The sequence below is a fragment of the Pseudomonas sp. HN2 genome (assembly GCF_020736465.1).
In the GTDB taxonomy this organism is placed as follows: Bacteria; Pseudomonadota; Gammaproteobacteria; order Pseudomonadales; family Pseudomonadaceae; genus Aquipseudomonas; species Aquipseudomonas moraviensis_A.
In genome coordinates this window covers 3,919,182-3,935,574 of record NZ_CP085885.1, presented here as the reverse complement: position 1 = coordinate 3,935,574, position 16,393 = coordinate 3,919,182, and the positions used below count along the sequence as shown (strand labels likewise).

General features: G+C 60.1%; 17 protein-coding genes and 1 pseudogene. 8 read left to right on the top strand and 10 right to left on the bottom strand.

Going from position 1 to position 16,393, the window contains the following annotated elements:
• Nucleotides 1-286: 286 nt before the first annotated feature.
• Nucleotides 287-1,378, top strand: a complete 1,092-nt coding sequence (locus tag LIS66_RS17230) for a DUF1615 domain-containing protein (protein ID WP_227972654.1) — start codon at nt 287-289, stop codon at nt 1,376-1,378.
• Nucleotides 1,379-1,451: 73 nt separating this feature from the next.
• Here LIS66_RS17230 and LIS66_RS17225 read toward each other — a convergent pair.
• The 4 genes and pseudogenes from LIS66_RS17225 to LIS66_RS17210 form a co-directional block, all read right to left on the bottom strand.
• Nucleotides 1,452-1,733 (bottom strand): annotated as a pseudogene (locus LIS66_RS17225) (hypothetical protein); the annotation flags it as partial.
• 200 nt (nt 1,734-1,933) lie between these two features.
• Nucleotides 1,934-2,626, bottom strand: coding sequence for an anti-sigma factor domain-containing protein (locus LIS66_RS17220; RefSeq protein WP_227972653.1), 693 nt, complete (start codon nt 2,624-2,626; stop codon nt 1,934-1,936).
• Nucleotides 2,623-3,150 (bottom strand): sigma-70 family RNA polymerase sigma factor, encoded by a 528-nt coding sequence (locus LIS66_RS17215; RefSeq protein WP_227972652.1) that lies wholly within the window; start codon nt 3,148-3,150, stop codon nt 2,623-2,625. Before LIS66_RS17215 ends, LIS66_RS17220 begins: the two co-directional genes overlap by 4 nt.
• A 158-nt stretch (nt 3,151-3,308) precedes the next feature.
• The gene (locus tag LIS66_RS17210; RefSeq protein WP_042609126.1) at nt 3,309-3,830 is read right to left on the bottom strand and encodes a DUF3455 domain-containing protein; all 522 of its coding nucleotides are present in this window, start codon (nt 3,828-3,830) and stop codon (nt 3,309-3,311) included.
• Between the two features lie 289 nt (nt 3,831-4,119).
• On the opposite strand from LIS66_RS17210, the gene LIS66_RS17205 reads away from it, so the two are divergent.
• Entirely contained in the window at nt 4,120-4,749 is a 630-nt protein-coding gene (locus LIS66_RS17205; protein ID WP_042609135.1) for a glutathione S-transferase N-terminal domain-containing protein, read from the top strand.
• A gap of 118 nt (nt 4,750-4,867) precedes the next feature.
• Here LIS66_RS17205 and LIS66_RS17200 read toward each other — a convergent pair whose 3' ends face one another.
• On the bottom strand, nt 4,868-5,308 hold the full coding sequence (locus LIS66_RS17200; RefSeq protein ID WP_016775372.1) for a CBS domain-containing protein: 441 nt from the start codon (nt 5,306-5,308) through the stop codon (nt 4,868-4,870).
• 198 nt (nt 5,309-5,506) lie between these two features.
• On the opposite strand from LIS66_RS17200, the gene LIS66_RS17195 reads away from it, so the two are divergent.
• Nucleotides 5,507-7,867, top strand: a complete 2,361-nt coding sequence (locus tag LIS66_RS17195; protein ID WP_227972651.1) for a DNA polymerase II — start codon at nt 5,507-5,509, stop codon at nt 7,865-7,867.
• Here the strand turns inward: LIS66_RS17195 and LIS66_RS17190 are convergent.
• From LIS66_RS17190 to LIS66_RS17180, 3 genes are all read right to left on the bottom strand, one after another.
• Nucleotides 7,832-8,302: a DUF1810 domain-containing protein gene (locus LIS66_RS17190; protein WP_227972649.1), complete on the bottom strand. Its 471-nt coding sequence runs from the start codon at nt 8,300-8,302 to the stop codon at nt 7,832-7,834. The genes LIS66_RS17195 and LIS66_RS17190 overlap by 36 nt on opposite strands.
• Nucleotides 8,303-8,326: 24 nt before the next feature.
• Nucleotides 8,327-9,148 (bottom strand): aldo/keto reductase, encoded by an 822-nt coding sequence (locus LIS66_RS17185; protein WP_227972648.1) that lies wholly within the window; start codon nt 9,146-9,148, stop codon nt 8,327-8,329.
• A gap of 222 nt (nt 9,149-9,370) precedes the next feature.
• Nucleotides 9,371-10,519, bottom strand: a complete 1,149-nt coding sequence (locus tag LIS66_RS17180) for an aldose epimerase family protein (RefSeq protein ID WP_042609139.1) — start codon at nt 10,517-10,519, stop codon at nt 9,371-9,373.
• Nucleotides 10,520-10,872: 353 nt separating this feature from the next.
• Between LIS66_RS17180 and LIS66_RS17175 the strand changes: the two genes are divergently transcribed.
• Nucleotides 10,873-11,622, top strand: coding sequence for a hypothetical protein (locus LIS66_RS17175; protein WP_227972647.1), 750 nt, complete (start codon nt 10,873-10,875; stop codon nt 11,620-11,622).
• A 238-nt stretch (nt 11,623-11,860) separates the two neighbouring features.
• On the top strand, nt 11,861-12,646 hold the full coding sequence (locus tag LIS66_RS17170) for a sulfite exporter TauE/SafE family protein (RefSeq protein WP_123419196.1): 786 nt from the start codon (nt 11,861-11,863) through the stop codon (nt 12,644-12,646).
• Nucleotides 12,647-12,703: 57 nt separating this feature from the next.
• On the opposite strand, the gene LIS66_RS17165 is transcribed toward LIS66_RS17170, so the two are convergent.
• The gene (locus tag LIS66_RS17165; protein WP_227972646.1) at nt 12,704-13,168 is read right to left on the bottom strand and encodes a GNAT family N-acetyltransferase; all 465 of its coding nucleotides are present in this window, start codon (nt 13,166-13,168) and stop codon (nt 12,704-12,706) included.
• Between the two features lie 208 nt (nt 13,169-13,376).
• On the opposite strand from LIS66_RS17165, the gene LIS66_RS17160 reads away from it, so the two are divergent.
• A complete protein-coding gene (locus tag LIS66_RS17160) occupies nt 13,377-13,949 on the top strand; it encodes a DUF4174 domain-containing protein (protein ID WP_042609143.1) in 573 nt (190 codons plus the stop codon).
• A gap of 234 nt (nt 13,950-14,183) precedes the next feature.
• Here the strand turns inward: LIS66_RS17160 and LIS66_RS17155 are convergent, their stop codons facing one another.
• Nucleotides 14,184-15,305 carry an AAA family ATPase gene (locus LIS66_RS17155; protein ID WP_227972645.1) on the bottom strand — a complete coding sequence of 374 codons (1,122 nt, stop codon included), beginning with the start codon at nt 15,303-15,305 and terminating at the stop codon, nt 14,184-14,186.
• A gap of 490 nt (nt 15,306-15,795) precedes the next feature.
• Between LIS66_RS17155 and LIS66_RS17150 the strand changes: the two genes are divergently transcribed.
• Both LIS66_RS17150 and LIS66_RS17145 read left to right on the top strand, forming a co-directional pair.
• Nucleotides 15,796-16,089, top strand: a complete 294-nt coding sequence (locus LIS66_RS17150; protein WP_416220736.1) for a DUF6124 family protein — start codon at nt 15,796-15,798, stop codon at nt 16,087-16,089.
• Between the two features lie 15 nt (nt 16,090-16,104).
• Nucleotides 16,105-16,371, top strand: a complete 267-nt coding sequence (locus LIS66_RS17145; protein ID WP_083352415.1) for a hypothetical protein — start codon at nt 16,105-16,107, stop codon at nt 16,369-16,371.
• Nucleotides 16,372-16,393: the final 22 nt, after the last annotated feature.

The window sequence follows — 16,393 nt, the reverse complement described above, 5'->3', positions numbered from 1 at the left end:
GCGGAACTCCTTGCGCTAATGCGACTCCAGGCGCAAATGATAGGGTTTCGCAGTAACGTTTTGCAATCAGTTTGTCATCAGCCCCGTAAGAGCTGCACATTGTGGCGAGGGAGCTTGCTCCCGCTCGGCGGCGCAGCCGTCGCAATCCTGGACTCCCGGTTGTTTCTGGTTGACGCGGATGGCAGGATTCGGGGCCGCTCCGCAGCCCAGCGGGAGCAAGCTCCCTCGCCACAGGATTTGTGGGCTTGCAGGGGGAACGCGGCACACCGGACTGGAAGGAGCAACGATGCACCCCTCAAGATTACTCGCCACACTCAGCGCCTTGCTGCTGCTCGCCGGTTGCGCCAGCCAGCGCAGCAACGAACCGGCACCGCGCCCGCCGGCTGAAGTGAAAGCGGAAATCGTCCGCTTGCTGCCGGCGAAAACCGCTGATCGCCAAGGCTGGGCCACGGACATCTACGCCGCGTTCGCCGCGCAGGGCATCAATACCACCACGCAAAATCTCTGTTCGGTACTGGCCGTGGCGGAACAGGAATCCACTTTCCAGGCCGATCCGACGGTGCCCGGTCTGGGCAAGATTGCCCGCGACGAGATCGATCGCCGCGCCGCCAAGGTGCACATCCCCAGCTTGTTGGTCAGCGGCGCTCTGCAAGTGCGCTCGCCCAATGGCAAGACCTACAGCGAACGCCTGAATGCGGCACGCAGTGAAAAGGAGCTGAGCGCGATTTTCGATGACTTCATCGGCATGGTACCGATGGGGCGCACCCTGTTCGGCGGCTTCAACCCGGTGCACACCGGCGGGCCGATGCAGGTCAGCATCGAATTCGCCGAAGAGCACGCCAAGGATTACCCGTATCCGGTGGACGGCACGATTCGCCGTGAAGTGTTCAGCCGGCGCGGCGGCATGTATTTCGGCATCGCCCATTTGCTCGGCTATCCGGTGAATTACCGCGAGCCGCTGTATCGTTTCGCCGATTTCAACGCCGGCTGGTACGCCAGCCGCAATGCTGCGTTTCAGAACGCGGTCAGTCGCGCGTCCGGCATTCCGCTGACCCTGGACGGCGACCTGATCCGCTACGATTCGATCATGCCCGGCAGCACCGAACTGGCGGTACGCACCCTTGGCAAGTCGCTGGGCATGCGCAACCCGACGATTCGCGATCAACTGGAGAAGGGCAAAACCCTGGAATTCGAAGAGACCAAACTCTATCAGCGCGTGTTCGAACTGGCGGAGCGAGCCGAAGGCAAGGCATTACCGCGTGCGCTATTGCCGGGGATCGTGCTGCAGAGCCCGAAGATCACCCGCAAACTCACCACAGCCTGGTTCGCCAAACGCGTGGACGAGCGCTACAAACGCTGCATGGCCAAGGCCGGATAAAACAGGCAGACATAAAAAACCCGGCTGCGGGAGCCGGGTTTCTCTGCGGTGTTGCGCTTGCAGTCATGCATCAGGCAACACGGCGTTCGATCAGGCGATCCGAGCCACCTTCAGCAACGCGACGTTCGATCAGGCGATCCGAGCCACCTTCGGCAACACGGCGTTCGATCAGACGATCCGAACCGCCTTCGGCAACACGACGTTCGATCAGACGATCCGAGCCGCCTTCGGCCAGACGGCTTTCGATCAGTTTGTCCGAGCCGCCTTCGGCGATCATGGTGTGCGCCGGGGTGGCGGCAAAAGCGTTAACTGCGAAAACCGAGAAAGCGATGCTGAGAAGGGTCTGGCGTTTCATGATGGTGTGCTCCGGGGTGTTGTTGGTTGGTATGGAGCCGATGTTACGCCCGGAATTTTTTATGAGAACTTCATTGCCGTGATGGTGAACATCGACGTCGATGATGATTGATGTAGGAGCTGCCGAAGGCTGCGATCTTTTGATCTTGATTCTAAGAAAAATCAAAAGATCGCAGCCTTCGGCAGCTCCTACAGGGCACACTACAAGACTTTGACCGCACGCCCGATCGCCTGAATCGGCCCGGTCGGTTTGCCGATCGGCGAGCCGCTCGCGCCTTCCAGCGTAAGCTCGAACAGTTGGTTGGGCTGCAGCGGCGGCAATTTGTCCAGCGGCACCGACAAAGCCTGCCCCGGTTTGACCAGGCCCAGGGAAACCGGCCCCGACCAGCCGTCAGCCTTGGTCCAGAACTCCAGCGCCTTGTCCGCCGGCACCTCGACCACGCCCAGCGGAATCAACTGGATCTCCCGGGAATCGCTCGCCTGAATCACCCAACCCGGCGCCTTGTCCTGCGGCGCCACCAGCACCACCAGATAACTCGGCTTCGGCGCAGTCTGGGTCAGCAGGATCGTGCCGAGGATCAATGTCGCCGCCAGACCGGCGGCGCTCAGACCGCGCCACAGCGGCAGCAGGTTCCACCACGAAGTCAGCGGTTTGCTCTCCGTCAGCCGTTCGAGACTGCGCTCGATGCGAGGCCACAGCTGCGCCGACGGTTGCTGTGGCTCGGCCAGATCGGTCAGCTCCAGCAGCCGGCGTTCCCAGGCATCCACGGCGGCCCGCAATTCGGGTTCGTCGGGCAAACGCCGTTGCACCTCGATGCGCTGCTCGAACGACAGCGTGCCGAGCACGTATTCGCCGGCCAGTTCATCCCGGTCCTGCGCTGATTCGCCGGTCATCCCATGCACTCCCGCAAAGCATTGAGGCTGCGCTTGATCCACGCTTTGACCGTGCCCAGCGGCGTGTCGAGGCGTGCGGAAATCTGCGCATGGCTGTAACCGTCGACGTAGGCGTGGAGGATACAGCTGCGCCGCTGCGGTTCCAGTTGCTCGAGGCAGCGATGGATGCGCGCCGAGTGAACATCGGCCAACTCATCAGGCGCCGCTGCCTCATGTTCTTCGCTGAAGGGCGTTTCCCGACTTTGTCTGCGCAGCTGATTCAAGGCCAGATGCCGGGTCACGCTGAACATCCAGCCCCGCGCGGAACCGCGCGCCGGGTCGAACCCGGAAGCACCATTCCAGATCTTGATGAACGCCTCATGCACGACGTCCTCTGCCAGCGCCGTATCGCGCACCAGCCGCTTGGCCACACCGAGCAGGCGCGGGCCTTCCTGCACATACAAATCGCGCAAGGCCGCCCGCTCGCCCCGGGCACAGGCAGCGAGGCGGGCTTCGTAATCGAAAACGGATTCGGCTAAAGGCATGGCGTGCAATCTAGCTCACATTCTCCAGAATCACACAGTCCCACTTGTAGGAGTGAGCCTGCTCGCGATAGCGCTGTGTCAGCCGGCAGATCGTTCACTGACATACCGCTATCGCGAGCAGGCTCACTCCTACAGGGATTTGTGCTGGGATCGAGATATCAGTTCGCCGCCCAGAAAATATAATCCGCCTGGTACTTCACCATTTCCTGCTTGCCCTTGTTCGCCATGGTGCACTCACTGCCCGGCGCTACGCCGCCCTTGAGCGCAACACGCTGGATGTAGCTGACCCCGGTCATCGCGCCTTTGCCCTCGGCCGGATTGGCCTTGACCAGTTGATACGGCAGGTTGCCCGGGCTCGACGGTGCCACGGCCAGTTGCGTGCCAGTGACTTTCGATCCGTCTTTCGCTTGCCAGGTCGCCGGTGGGCCGAAGTAGGTGCCGACCTGTTTGCCGCTGCGATCATTGAGCACCGCTTTCGGCCCGACAAAAGTCCACTCGGTCTGCCCGGCCATATTGGGCTTGTCGCGGCATTCGTAAGTAATCTCGCCAACCCCGGTGGTTTCCAGGGCAATCCTGTGCCCGTCCGGCACTTTGATCGCGTCGGGATAACTGCTCTGGGCAAACGTGCTGGCGGTGAAAGCGAGCAAACCGGTGAAGCCAATCAGCTGGGTGATGTTCATCCGATGATTCTCCGAAAAGGGTAGGGCGCTGACAGCACCAGAGTGGGCTGTTACAAGGACTACCCGTGGCGGAGGCGATTGGATGCAGTGCCGGGAGAATATTTTTGATGACTCGCCACAACCCTGTAGGAGTGAGCCTGCTCGCGATAGCGGTATGCCTGCTATATAAGTTTTGCTGACACGACGCCATCGCGAGCAGGCTCACTCCTACAGGGGGTTACGTCGGAGACTTTTACACCCGAGCCACAGCCATCTACCCTGTGCTAAGGCCTAATCGGGGGAAACGGACATGTACCAGCTCTACGGGCACAAGAATTCCGGCGCGGCCGCCATCGAGGCGGCACTGGAGTTGTGCCAGATCGCTTACCGCTTCATTGATACCGAAGCCAGCGCCGAGGCTGCCGAGGCGCTGGGAAAACTCAATCCGCTGAAGCAGATCCCGACCCTGCAACTGCCGGACGGCAGCGCCATGACTGAAAGTGCGGCGATCCTGATCCACCTGGGCCTGACGTTTCCCAAGTCCGGCCTGCTGCCGAGCGAGGCGGCTGATCGCGATCAGGCGATTCGCGGCCTCGCCTATATCGTCGGCAATTGCTACGCGGCGGTCGGCATCATCGATTACCCCGAGCGCTGGTTGATCACGCCCGACGAGAGCGCACGGCAGAACCTGATCGCTGGCACGCGCCAGCGCCTGCACTTCAGTTGGGAGATATTTGCCGATCAGTTTTCCGGCGAGCTGTATCTGGACGATGAAACCCCCGGGGCACTGGATGTGCTGGCGGCGGTGGTGAGCCGCTGGGCCGGCAGCCGCGAACATCTGCGCCAGACCCGCCCGGGGTTTTATGCGTGGTTGCAAAGGATTGACCGACACCCGGTGCTGGCACCGGTGTTCGAACGGCATTGGCCCTCTCAAGGCTGACAAATAGCCCCTTGTGGGAGCGAGCTTGCTCGCGAAAGCGGTGTGTCAGCCAAAGATGTTTCTACTGACCCAGCGCATTCGCGAGCAGGCTCGCTCCCACAACGGCACGGCGGTGGGCTCATTCGCCGCGAATGTATTGCTCGAGCTGTTTGATCAATTCAGCCTGTTCGGCAATCGCTTCCTTCACCAGGTCGCCAATCGACAGCAGACCAATCAACTGGCCGTCCTCGACCACCGGCAGGTGGCGCAGGCGTTTGTCCGACATGATGCCTAGGCAGGTGTCGACGGTTTGCCGGGTGTCCACGGTGATCACGTCCTTGACCATGATGTCGCGCACCGGCGTGCCTACCGAGGAGCGGCCGTGCAGCACCAGTTTGCGTGCATAGTCGCGCTCGCTGATGATGCCGACCACTTTGTCGTCTTCGACCACCAGCAAGGCGCCGACGTTTTTCTCGGCCATCTTCATCAGCGCTTCGAGCACCATGTGATCGGGTTTGATCTGGTGCACTTCCTGATTTTTCTGATCTTTGAGCTTGAGCAGTTGGGCGACGGTCTTCATGGCGGTTACTCAGGTGTTGTCGTTGTTCATCAAGCATCGTAGACGCAGCCGCGCAGAGCAAGGTGGCAAAGCGGCAGTTAGCGTGCAAAAAACGCCATTCGCCGGGTTTTTCCGCAGATCCGCGGTGTTTTTTGCCGAGGCCAGGCGTGGTAATGCCGCGTAGAATGCCGGTCAGTCTGATTTTTCGAGGTCGCAGTGGTGGATTTACAGCAGGGCTTCGTCCTGACCCGGCATTGGCGCGATACGCCGGCCGGCACCGAAGTCGAGTTCTGGCTGGCGACCGACGCCGGGCCACGCCGTGTGCGCCTGGCGCATCAGCCGTCGGTAGCGTTCATTCCCGCCGCCCAGCGTGAAGCGGCCGAGCGTCTGCTGCACGATGAAAACAATGTCGAACTGCGCCCGCTCGCCCTGCAGGATTTTCAGCATCGTCCGGTACTCGGTCTGTATTGCCAGCAACACGGCCAGTTGATGCGCCTGGAAACCGCGCTGAACCGCGCCGGCGTCGATGTTTTTGAAGCCGACGTGCGCCCGCCGGAACGCTATCTGATGGAGCGCTTCATCACCGCGCCGGTGCTGTTCGGCGGCACCCCGGATGCAGAGGGCGTGCTGCTCAACGCCCAGCTGAAACCCGACCCCGATTACCGGCCGAAACTGCGCCTGGTCTCGCTCGACATCGAAACCACGGAAAACGGCGAGCTGTATTCGATTGCCCTGGAAGGTTGCGGCGAGCGCCAGGTGTACATGCTCGGCGCGCCGAACGGCGACGCCAGCATTGTCGATTTCGATCTGGAGTACTGCGACTCACGCGCGGTGATCCTGAAAAAACTCAACGACTGGTTCGCCCGCCACGACCCTGACGCAATCATCGGCTGGAACGTTGTGCAGTTCGATCTGCGCATCCTTCACGAACACGCCCGGCGTCTCGGCGTGCCGCTGAAAATCGGCCGTGGCGGCGAAGAAATGCAGTGGCGCGAGCACGGCAGCCGCAATCACTACTTCGCCTCGGCAGCGGGGCGGCTGATCATCGATGGCATCGAGTCGTTGCGGTCGGCGACCTGGAGCTTTCCGTCGTTCAGCCTGGAAAATGTTGCGCAGACCCTGCTCGGCGAAGGCAAGGCGATCAACAATCCGTACCAGCGCATGGACGAGATCAACCGCATGTTCGCCCAAGACAAACCGGCGCTGGCCAAGTACAACCTCAAGGACTGCGAACTGGTCACGCGGATCTTCGCCAAGACCGAACTGCTGACGTTTTTGCTTGAGCGCGCCAGCGTGACCGGTTTGCCAGCCGACCGCAGCGGCGGTTCGGTCGCCGCGTTCACCCATTTGTACATGCCGTTGATGCATCGCCAGGGCTTTGTTGCGCCGAACCTCGGCACCAACCCGCCGCAGGCCAGCCCCGGCGGGTTTGTCATGGATTCGCGGCCGGGGTTGTACGAGTCGGTGCTGGTGCTCGATTACAAAAGCCTGTACCCGTCGATCATTCGCACGTTTCTGATCGACCCGGTGGGCCTGATCGAAGGCCTGCAACATCCCGACGACGCTGACTCGGTGCCGGGTTTCCGTGGCGCCCGTTTCTCACGTACCCGGCATTGCCTGCCGGCCATCGTGGCGCGGGTGGCTGAAGGGCGTGAGACCGCCAAGCGCGAGCACAACGCGCCGCTGTCCCAGGCGTTGAAGATCATCATGAACGCCTTCTACGGCGTGCTTGGCTCCAGCGGCTGCCGTTTTTTCGATACCCGACTGGCCTCGTCGATCACCTTGCGCGGCCACGAAATCATGCTGCGCACTCGCCAGTTGATCGAGGAACAAGGCCACGCGGTGATATACGGCGATACCGATTCGACCTTCGTCTGGCTGCGCCGACTGCATGGCCAGGAAGAAGCAGCGCAGATCGGCCATGCGCTGGTCAAGCACGTCAACGATTGGTGGCGCGCCCATGTGCGCGACGAATACGGGCTGGAAAGCGCGCTGGAGTTGCAGTTCGAGATTCACTACAAGCGTTTCCTGATGCCGACCATTCGCGGTGCGGAGGAGGGCAGCAAGAAGCGCTATGCCGGTCTGGTCACCCGTAGCGATGGCAGCGAGGAAATGGTCTACAAGGGCCTGGAGACCGTGCGCACCGACTGGTCACTGCTGGCCCGACAATTTCAGCAGGAACTGTATGAGCGGATTTTCCAGCGCAAGCCGTATCAGGATTACGTGCGCGACTACGTGCGCAAGACCCTCGCCGGAGAGTTCGATGATCGGCTGGTGTATCGCAAGCGTCTGCGTCGCACGCTCGACGATTACGAACGCAACGTGCCGCCGCATGTCCGTGCGGCACGGCTGGCCGACGACTACAACGCGGAGCAGGGTCGGCCCCGGCAGTATCAGAACGGCGGCTGGATCAGCTATGTCATCACGCTGGCCGGCCCGGAACCGTTGGAGGTACGCCGCGCCGCCATCGATTACGATCACTACATCACCCGCCAGCTGCAACCGGTGGCGGATGCAATCCTGCCGTTTGTCGACGACGACTTCTCAACCCTGATCGGTGGGCAACTGGGCCTGTTTTGAATCAAGCAGTTGCAGTGTCCACTCATCGAGAATGCCGTGGAAATAGCGCTCCAGCGCCTGATTGAACAGGCTTTCCTCGGCGCTGAACTGGGCGAACAGGGTCATCGAAGAATGAAACTTCAAGTCATCGGGATGACCGAAAATCTCTGCAATCGAGCGCTGCGGCACGTTGAGTACCAACTGCGTGCAGGTGCGCAATCGCGCGCCAAGCAGTTCGTGGGCCAGATAAGCCTGGGCCTCATCGGCTGAACCAATGGCAAAGCGTCGGGCCATTTCGCTGCCGCCCAACCCGGCGAACTGCGGGAAGACAAACCACATCCAGTGGCTGCGCTTGCGGCCCTCTTCGAGTTCGCGTTGAACGCGGTCGAACACCGGGTCCTGCGCCTGGACAAAACGTTGCAGATCAAACGGGTCGTGCAGATCTGTGCTTCTCATCGCCAAGTCCTCGCAGTCGGCGGCTCAGACCATGGCCAGCCGCTGCTTGCGTTGTGGCGCCGGGAATACTTTGTCCAGCGCCGCCAGATCCCCGGCGTCCAATTGCAGCTGCGCCGCCTCAGCATTGAGTTGCACATGTTCCGGGCGCACAGCCTTGGGAATCGCAATCACGCCATCCTGGCGCAGAATCCATGCCAGCGAAACCTGCGCCGGGGTGGCGTTGTGACGACTGGCAATGTCTTGCAGAACCGGCTCGGCGAGCATCGCGCCGCCCTGGCCGATCGGACAGTAAGCCATCAGCGGCAGGCGCTGATGCTGGCACCACGGCAGCAGATCGAATTCGATGCCGCGCTCTTCGAGGTTGTACAGCACTTGATTGGTGGCGCAGGCCGAACTGGACAGTTCTTCGAGATCGTCGACATCGAAATTCGACACGCCCCAACGGCCGATCTTGCCTTCCTCGCGCAAACGTTCGAAGGCTTCGACGGTTTCCTCCAGCGGGTATTGACCGCGCCAGTGCAGCAGATACAGATCGATGTAGTCGGTGCCGAGCCGACGCAGGCTGCGCTCGCAGGCTTGCGGGATGCCTTGGCGGCTGGCGTTGTGCGGATAGACCTTGCTGACCAGGAAAATCTTGTCGCGCTGACCGGCAATGGCCTCGCCGACGACGGTTTCGGCACCGCCCTCGGCGTACATCTCTGCAGTGTCGATCAGGGTCATGCCCAGCTCGATGCCGGTGCGCAGCGCCGCGACTTCACGGGTGTGCGCCGAGCGATCCTCGCCCATGCGCCAAGTGCCCTGGCCAATCACGGGAACCTGTACGCCGGCCAACTCAAGGGTACGCATTCAAACCTCCTGGCTTAAAGAGTCGATATCTTTAGTGGGCAGCAGGATAGACCAAGGGTTCCCCAACGAAGGTGTGTCGGAACGCTGAAACTCCTGTGGCGAGGGAGCTCGCTCCCGCTGGGGCGCGCAGCGGCCCTCGCTTTTCCTTGAATTGAAAAGCAGGGGCCTGCTGCGCAGTCCAGCGGGAGCAAGCTCCCTCGCCACAGGGGCGCGTGTTGCAGGTTATTTTGTGGAGAATTTCAGGACCACGCTGTGGGCATAAGTCTGTCCCGGATCAAGCCGCGTGCTCGGGAAGTCCGGCTGGTTTGGCGAATCCGGGTAGTGCTGGGTCTCGAGGGTAAACGCGCCCCAGTGCGGATAGACCTTGCCGCCCTTGCCCTTGACCGTGCCGTCGAGGAAGTTGCTGGTGTAGAACTGCACGCCCGGCTCGGTGGTGAACAGTTGCAGGACACGTCCGGATTGCGGATCGCTGACTTCGGTGGCGACTTTGCTGACATCGCCCTTGGTGTCCAGCGCCCAGTTGAAATCGAAACCACCCTGTTTCGGCTCGGCAAATTTCAGTTGCGGATGATCAGCCTTGATATGCGTGCCGATCGCCGTCGGTTTGCTGAAGTCCATCGGCGTACCGGCGACTGGCGCCAGTTCCCCGGTGGGGATCAGTTTCGCGGTGACCGGCGTGTAATGGCTGGAGTGGATGGTCGCGACCTGTTTGAGAATGTCGCCATTGCCTGCGCCGGCCAGGTTGAAGTAGCTGTGGTTGGTCAGGTTGAGCACGGTTGGCTTGTCGGTGCTGGCCTTGTAGTCGATGCGCAGCTCGTTGTTGTCGGTCAGGCGATAGGTGACTTCGGTGGTCAGGTTGCCAGGGAAGCCCATTTCACCGTCGGCCGACAAATAGGTCAGGGTCACGCCAACCGAATCCTTGTCCTTGGTCTCTTTGGCCTTCCAGACTTTCTTGTCGAAACCTTCGGGGCCGCCATGCAAGGCATTGGACTTGTCGTTCTGCGGCACTTGATAGCGTTTGCCGTCGAGTTCGAAAGCACCCTCGGCGAGGCGATTGCCGAAGCGGCCGATGGTCGCGCCGAAGTACGCGGTGCCTTTCTGGTAGCCCTGCACATCATCGAAACCCAGCACCACGTCGTCGAACTTGCCGTGCTTGTCGGCAACTTTCAGTGCTTGCAGGGTCGCGCCGTAAGTGATGACAGTGGCTTGCATGCCGTGGCTGTTGCGCAGGATGTACTGTTCGACGGGCGTGCCGTCATTGGTCTTGCCGAAGGCTTTGTGTTCGGCGGTCAGTCCCGCCGCGTTGGCGGAAAGGGTAGCGATCATCAGGGACAGTCCGAGGCCGGAGAGCAGGTGACGGGATTGAAGCATGGTTGACCTTCCTTTTTGTTGTTGTTTTCGTATTGACCGTAGGAGCTGCCGAAGGCTCGGGCCGCGATCGGACGATCTTTTGATCTTGATTTTGATTTTTAGAAGCAAGATCAAAAGATCGCAGCCTTCGGCAGCTCCTACATATCACTAGTCATGCTATTTGAGTCGAGAGAGAAGATTTATAGCGGATTTGCCGGTGTTGGCAAATATAAAGTCCGACTAATTGATGAGTCGCCTGTCACCGAAGGTCGGCTAAACGCCCAAGCACTGCACTTTTTCCCAATCGGCGGCTCTATGCATGGCCAGGATGCGGTGACTCCCGCCGCACAGGAATGTGCCTGTCCCGAGATTTCATGCCGAGTGTTTTTGCCCTGATCACCGTCGCTCACCGCCGCCCGTGCCTGCTGCTGGCCTGCCTGGTCTCGCTGTTGCTCAGCGGCTGCAGCCACCAGAACGGCAACGGGTTCTTCAACCAGATGCGTGAAGGGCAGCCGCAGGAATTCCTGCAGACCAGCGTCGACCGTATGGCCACCCTGGCGATGCGCGACAACCTCGACAGCCTCTACCGATTGATGGGCAAGCTCTACCTGCGCAACCCGGAAGAACTGCGCAAGTCCGGCTTCCTCAACATCAACACCGCCGTGAAACAGGTGCGCCTCGCCGTTGAGCAACAGCAGCCGCTGCCCGTGCTCGGCGGGCGCAAGGATCTGGCGGCGCTGAGCTATGCGATGAGCCCGGAATTCCTCGGCGACCGCGTCGGCGCGTTCATCTATGCGATCGGCAGCATGCTGGTCACCGCCCACGGCAATCGCACCGAGTTCTACATGACCGACGCGATCAACCCGACCTTCGTCCACAACGCTGCACGTAATATCGAAAAAGCCATGTGGATCCTCTCGCAACGGCAGAACAAGGAAGGCCAGCCATTGCTGTTCTCCAATGAAATTTCGGAGGAGGGCAGCAACCTCAGCTTCGCCACCGAATTCAGCAAAATCGTCGCGCGCCTGGACCTGCTCACGCAGATGCTCGATGAGCGCTATCGCAGGATTGGTTTGAATTACGCGCAGAGTCTGTTGTTTCTGAATTTCCTGCCGGTGCAGTGAGCCCCACGGTTTCGGCTAGTGCAGAGATCTCTGTAGGAGTGAGCCTGCTCGCGATAGCCGTCTTTCAGATTTTGATGAGTCGACAGGCACTCCGCTATCGCGAGCAGGCTCACTCCTACAATTTTAATCCCGGGTAAATTCGATATGGCATAACCATAGACCGCATCGATATATGTGGTTATATGAAAAATCGCTATGCTGCGGGCCAGATTTTTCCTGTCGTTTTCTGGACGTTTGAATGGAATTGGCAAATTTCGGCCTGGTGATTGCCGGGCTGGTGGTGGGGTTTATCGTCGGCATGACCGGTGTCGGCGGCGGTTCGTTGATGACGCCGATTCTCCTGTGGTTCGGCATCAACCCGGCAACCGCGGTGGGCACCGACCTGTTGTATGCGGCGATCACCAAATCCAGCGGCGTCCTCGTTCACAGGAAAAACAACAACATCGATTGGGCCATCACCGGCTGGCTGACCCTGGGCAGTGTGCCCGCTGTGGCCATGACCCTGTGGTTCCTCAGCACTCTGCACACCGCGCCGGAAGCGATGAACGCCATCATCAAACAGGCGCTGGGCTTCGTCCTCTTTGCCACGGCGCTGGCAATCTTTTTCAAGAAACGCTTGCTCGAATTCGCCCACAAACGCGCGGGTGGCAACTACAACCCTAGCGGTTCGCGGCTCAACGTGATGACCGTGATCACCGGGCTGATCCTCGGCACCATGGTTGCCCTGACCTCGATCGGCGCCGGCGCACTGGGCACCGTCGCGCTCTTCATCCTCTACCCGTTGCTGCCAACCCGCCGCCTGGTCGGCACGGAAATCGCCCACGCCGTGCCCCTGACCCTCGTCGCCGGCCTCGGCCACGCGAGCATGGGCAATATGGATTGGGGTGTGCTGGGTTTCTTGCTGGTGGGCTCGCTGCCAGGCATCTGGCTCGGCAGCCACCTGACCGGCCGCATCTCCGACGAAGTCCTGCGCCCGTGCCTGGCTACGATGCTGGTGTTGATTGGGTATAAGTTGGCGTTCTGATCCTGCTGAGCGCCCTACAGAACTGTGGCGAGGGAGCAAGCTCCCTCGCCACAGGGGTCAGCGTTGGATGACGAACTTCATCACCGTTACCGGCAGTTCTTCGTAAACCAGTTCCTCGACTACCTGCCAGCCCAGTCGCGCATACAGCGACTGCGAAGTGTCGGTGTAGAGATATAGCTCAGGTACGCCCAGCGCCGCTGCTTCTTCAACCACTCGATTGACCAGTTGTGAAGCCACGCCTTTGCCGCGGTGTCCGGCTTTGACGTAGACCCCGGCCAGCCACGGCGTCAATTCCGGCCGCAGGTCAAGATCGCTGTCGATCAGCAAGGCACCGCCGAGCAGCTCCGCGCCTTCCAAAGCCACCACCACGCTGGGGATCTCGCCCTTGCCACACGCAGAGCGCATCAACTCGATGCGGGCCTCCAGGCTGTCGCCAGGCGCGAAATCACCCCATTCCTTGAAGTTGAGTGTGGCCAGTTCTTCGATAAATTCGGGGTGATTGCACAGATAGTCGATGTGCATGCGGGTGAACTCCATTTCATTGGCAGAGCAGCCACCGTAGTGCGCCGTTGGCCGGTAAGCAAATCGACAGCGTGATCACGTCTGCCATGTTGCGCAAAGCGCGCCCTGACCTAAGCTTCTGACAGGGCAATGCCTTTTTGCCAGACGCCGCCGGAACAATCGCTACGATGCGCAATCAGTAGTGCGTGGATATCAAAAGGAGATGCGCATGCTCATCAGGTCCCTGACCCTGACATTCTTGCTGGCGATCGCCGGCCCCTTGTTCGCCGCCGACAGCGATTCACCCCTGGCCGGGGACGTGGGCCGCGCCCGCCCGCTGATCGTGATTGCGCAAAGCACCGTCGACCCGGTATGGCTGAGCCTGAAAAAGTCGCTGGAAGACCCCGCCAACAAAAAGGGCGTCACCGACCGCAACATCAAGGTCTACACCATCCTCAGCATGTCCGGCCAACTCGATGGCAAGGACATGGGCCAGCAGGACACCATGGCGCTGCTGCGTTCGCTGAAGCTGGGGGCCGGGGCGTATCCGAAAGTGTTCCTGGTGGGCAAGGACGGCGAGACCAAGCTCTCCGCCTCAGGTGACGAAGCCAAGGCGTTGAGCCTGGCGAAAATCTTCGAAACCATCGACGCCATGCCCATGGCCGAAAAAGAAGCCGCCGCTGCTGCCGCCGCTGCGCAAACACCCGCCGCCACCGAGCCGGAACCGGCCAAAGGCGCGAAGGGCGCCAAACCGAGCAAACCGGCGAAACCGAGCAAGCCGCCGCAGATGCCGGATGATTGATCGCGCGTTGACTGAATGAAGCAAAATCCCTGTGGGAGCTGGCAAACCAGCTCCCACATTTTTTTGTCAGAACACAAACCCGAGGCAGTCACAAATCCCTTGTAGGAGTGAGCCTGCTCGCGATGGCGGCGAATCAGCCTGCGAATATGTTGCCTGACAAACCGCGATCGCGAGCAGGCTCACTCCTACAGTTTGACCGGCGCTGCCTGCAAAAAAAATGTGCAGGTCGGCATATCACTTGTCATCAAGCATGTACACCAATGCACCTTTTGCACGCTCAATGATCATAGGCGAGCGGGTGGTCAATACGAATTGGCAGTTGGGAAAGGTTGCGCTCAATTGCTCGATCAGACCGAGTTGCCTGCGTTGATCGAGGTGCAAGTCGACATCGTCGATCAGCACGATGCCGTCGCCTTGCAACGGATCAGCCAGTGATGGATTAAGCAGTGCCAGACGTCGGCCGATATCGCCTGCCAGCGCGATCATCGATTTTTCGCCTTGGGAGAGCCGGCTCACATCCAGCGATGTGCCCTGCCGGTCGATGGCCATAAACAGGCGCGCTCGGCGCTGCACGCGCAGATTCGTAAACTCCGGCATGAATGCCGCGATAGCCGAGCGAACAGCAGTCAACTGGCTGTCGCGCGCCGAGGTCTTTATTGTGGCAAGTTCTTTCCAGACGTCGCTGTCGGTACCGAATCTTTCCGAGATTGCTGCCAGTGCCGAAGCAGATAACCCATCCTCGTTTTCGCTGTCCTCGCGCTCACGAAACCATGCGAAAAAGCCGCGAAAATCGGCGCCATCGCTAAAACTGCTGTCGTAGGCATCGAGCTGATCGAAGGCCTGTCTGCCGCTGGGTTTCAGCGAGATATCGTTCACACACCGTTCGGCTGGGTAGTAGGCGATCAGCGGGAGTGAGGCGCTGGCATCGGCTGTGAGGCGCGTACGGTAGTGATCGGCAAGCTCTCTGACGTCTCTCAGAAAGCCACGGTCAGAGACCGCAGGTTCTCCTCGAGTGCGAGCGCTGCCCCATACGAACAGATGGTTTTCGTCATCGGCATTGCAGACAGCAGCCCGTGGGTGAGAACGGTCCGCGAGGCCAATCGAAACGACGGCTGCCGGGGCGTCGTTCCTGATTTCTTCGTCGGCAAGCTGTCTGCCCTTGCCTTTATCGGAACGGATTCGCGCGATCAACCAGGTCAGGCAGGTGTTAACGGATTTCAGCACAGTGGTTTTGCCCGTGCCGTTGTTGCCCACCAGTACCGTGATATTCGATGAATGTGTCCGGGTCGGTGCAAACTCGATATCCAGATCGCCAAAATGTCCGACGTTCGAGAGTTTGAAGCTTTGGATTTCCATGGATGCGCCTTTTGAGCGGTACTCGGATTGCAGGAAAATGTGGAGTGTAGATACAACGAATTCATCCGCTAATCAAAACTCGTTGCAGCATGTGCCCGCCGAAATGTCCGACACTAACACCCTTCAAACCCGGTGGATTTTTCCTGCAAGACGCGGCGGCCGGGGTGAACTGGTGCGTTGTGGCGCAGAGGGATAACCTCTTTTGGCCGCTGAGAAAAACAGTGGTCGGATGTGGAAGTCTGGTTGTTCGGTTACATCCATCAATGTCTCAAAAGCGCATGTCGACGGGTTTTATGTCAACATCGCCGCGTTTTGGCGGCTGTGCGCAGGAGCACTTTCGAGTGCGCCGGGTCTTGGTGGATTGGCCTGGTCTTCCACACCTGCGTACTGCTGCCACCCTCATGTGGAAGTGAGACAGGTAGTGTTTCCTACAATCCACAACGGTAATAAACACATGAAAAAACACACTCCAAATCCCCCAGAATCCCTTATGGATTCAAGCTCCTTCGACTCCAATAACCCGCGTCTCCGCCATCCCGGCAACCCCGATCCCATCAGCCACGTCTTCACCATTCTCCCCGACATCGACACAGCAACACTCTTGAGTCACGCCTGCGAAACCCTGGCCTCACTGAACGTGTTGACCACTGATCTGGCCTGCGAATTGAGCGGTGCGCAGCGCAGCCTGACATTGTCGATCCAGCAATTGGCCGTGCTCGGTGAACTGTTGGTCGACCGCGCGCTGGACAATCTCGATTCACCCACAACGGCGACTCAACATTGAACAGGGAGGTTCTACATGGCGCGCTACATACCCATCACCGGGATTGACTGCAAGATCCCCTGTCTGCTGATCGACAGCGAAGCTCCACTGGATGTTCTACACGGCACTGCAGCGTATCGCTTGCGCTGCGTAACGCAATTGCTGGAAACCCTGGCGCTGGGTGACGGCAAGGGCCACGACGCCTTGTTGCTGCAGGATCTGGCCCGGGTCTCGGCGACTGTGCTGCGTGACAGTTGCGACCTGATGGATGTCATCGGCTGGAAGTTGCAGGCGCAGCTTTAAGCGCTGAAACGAAAAGATCGCA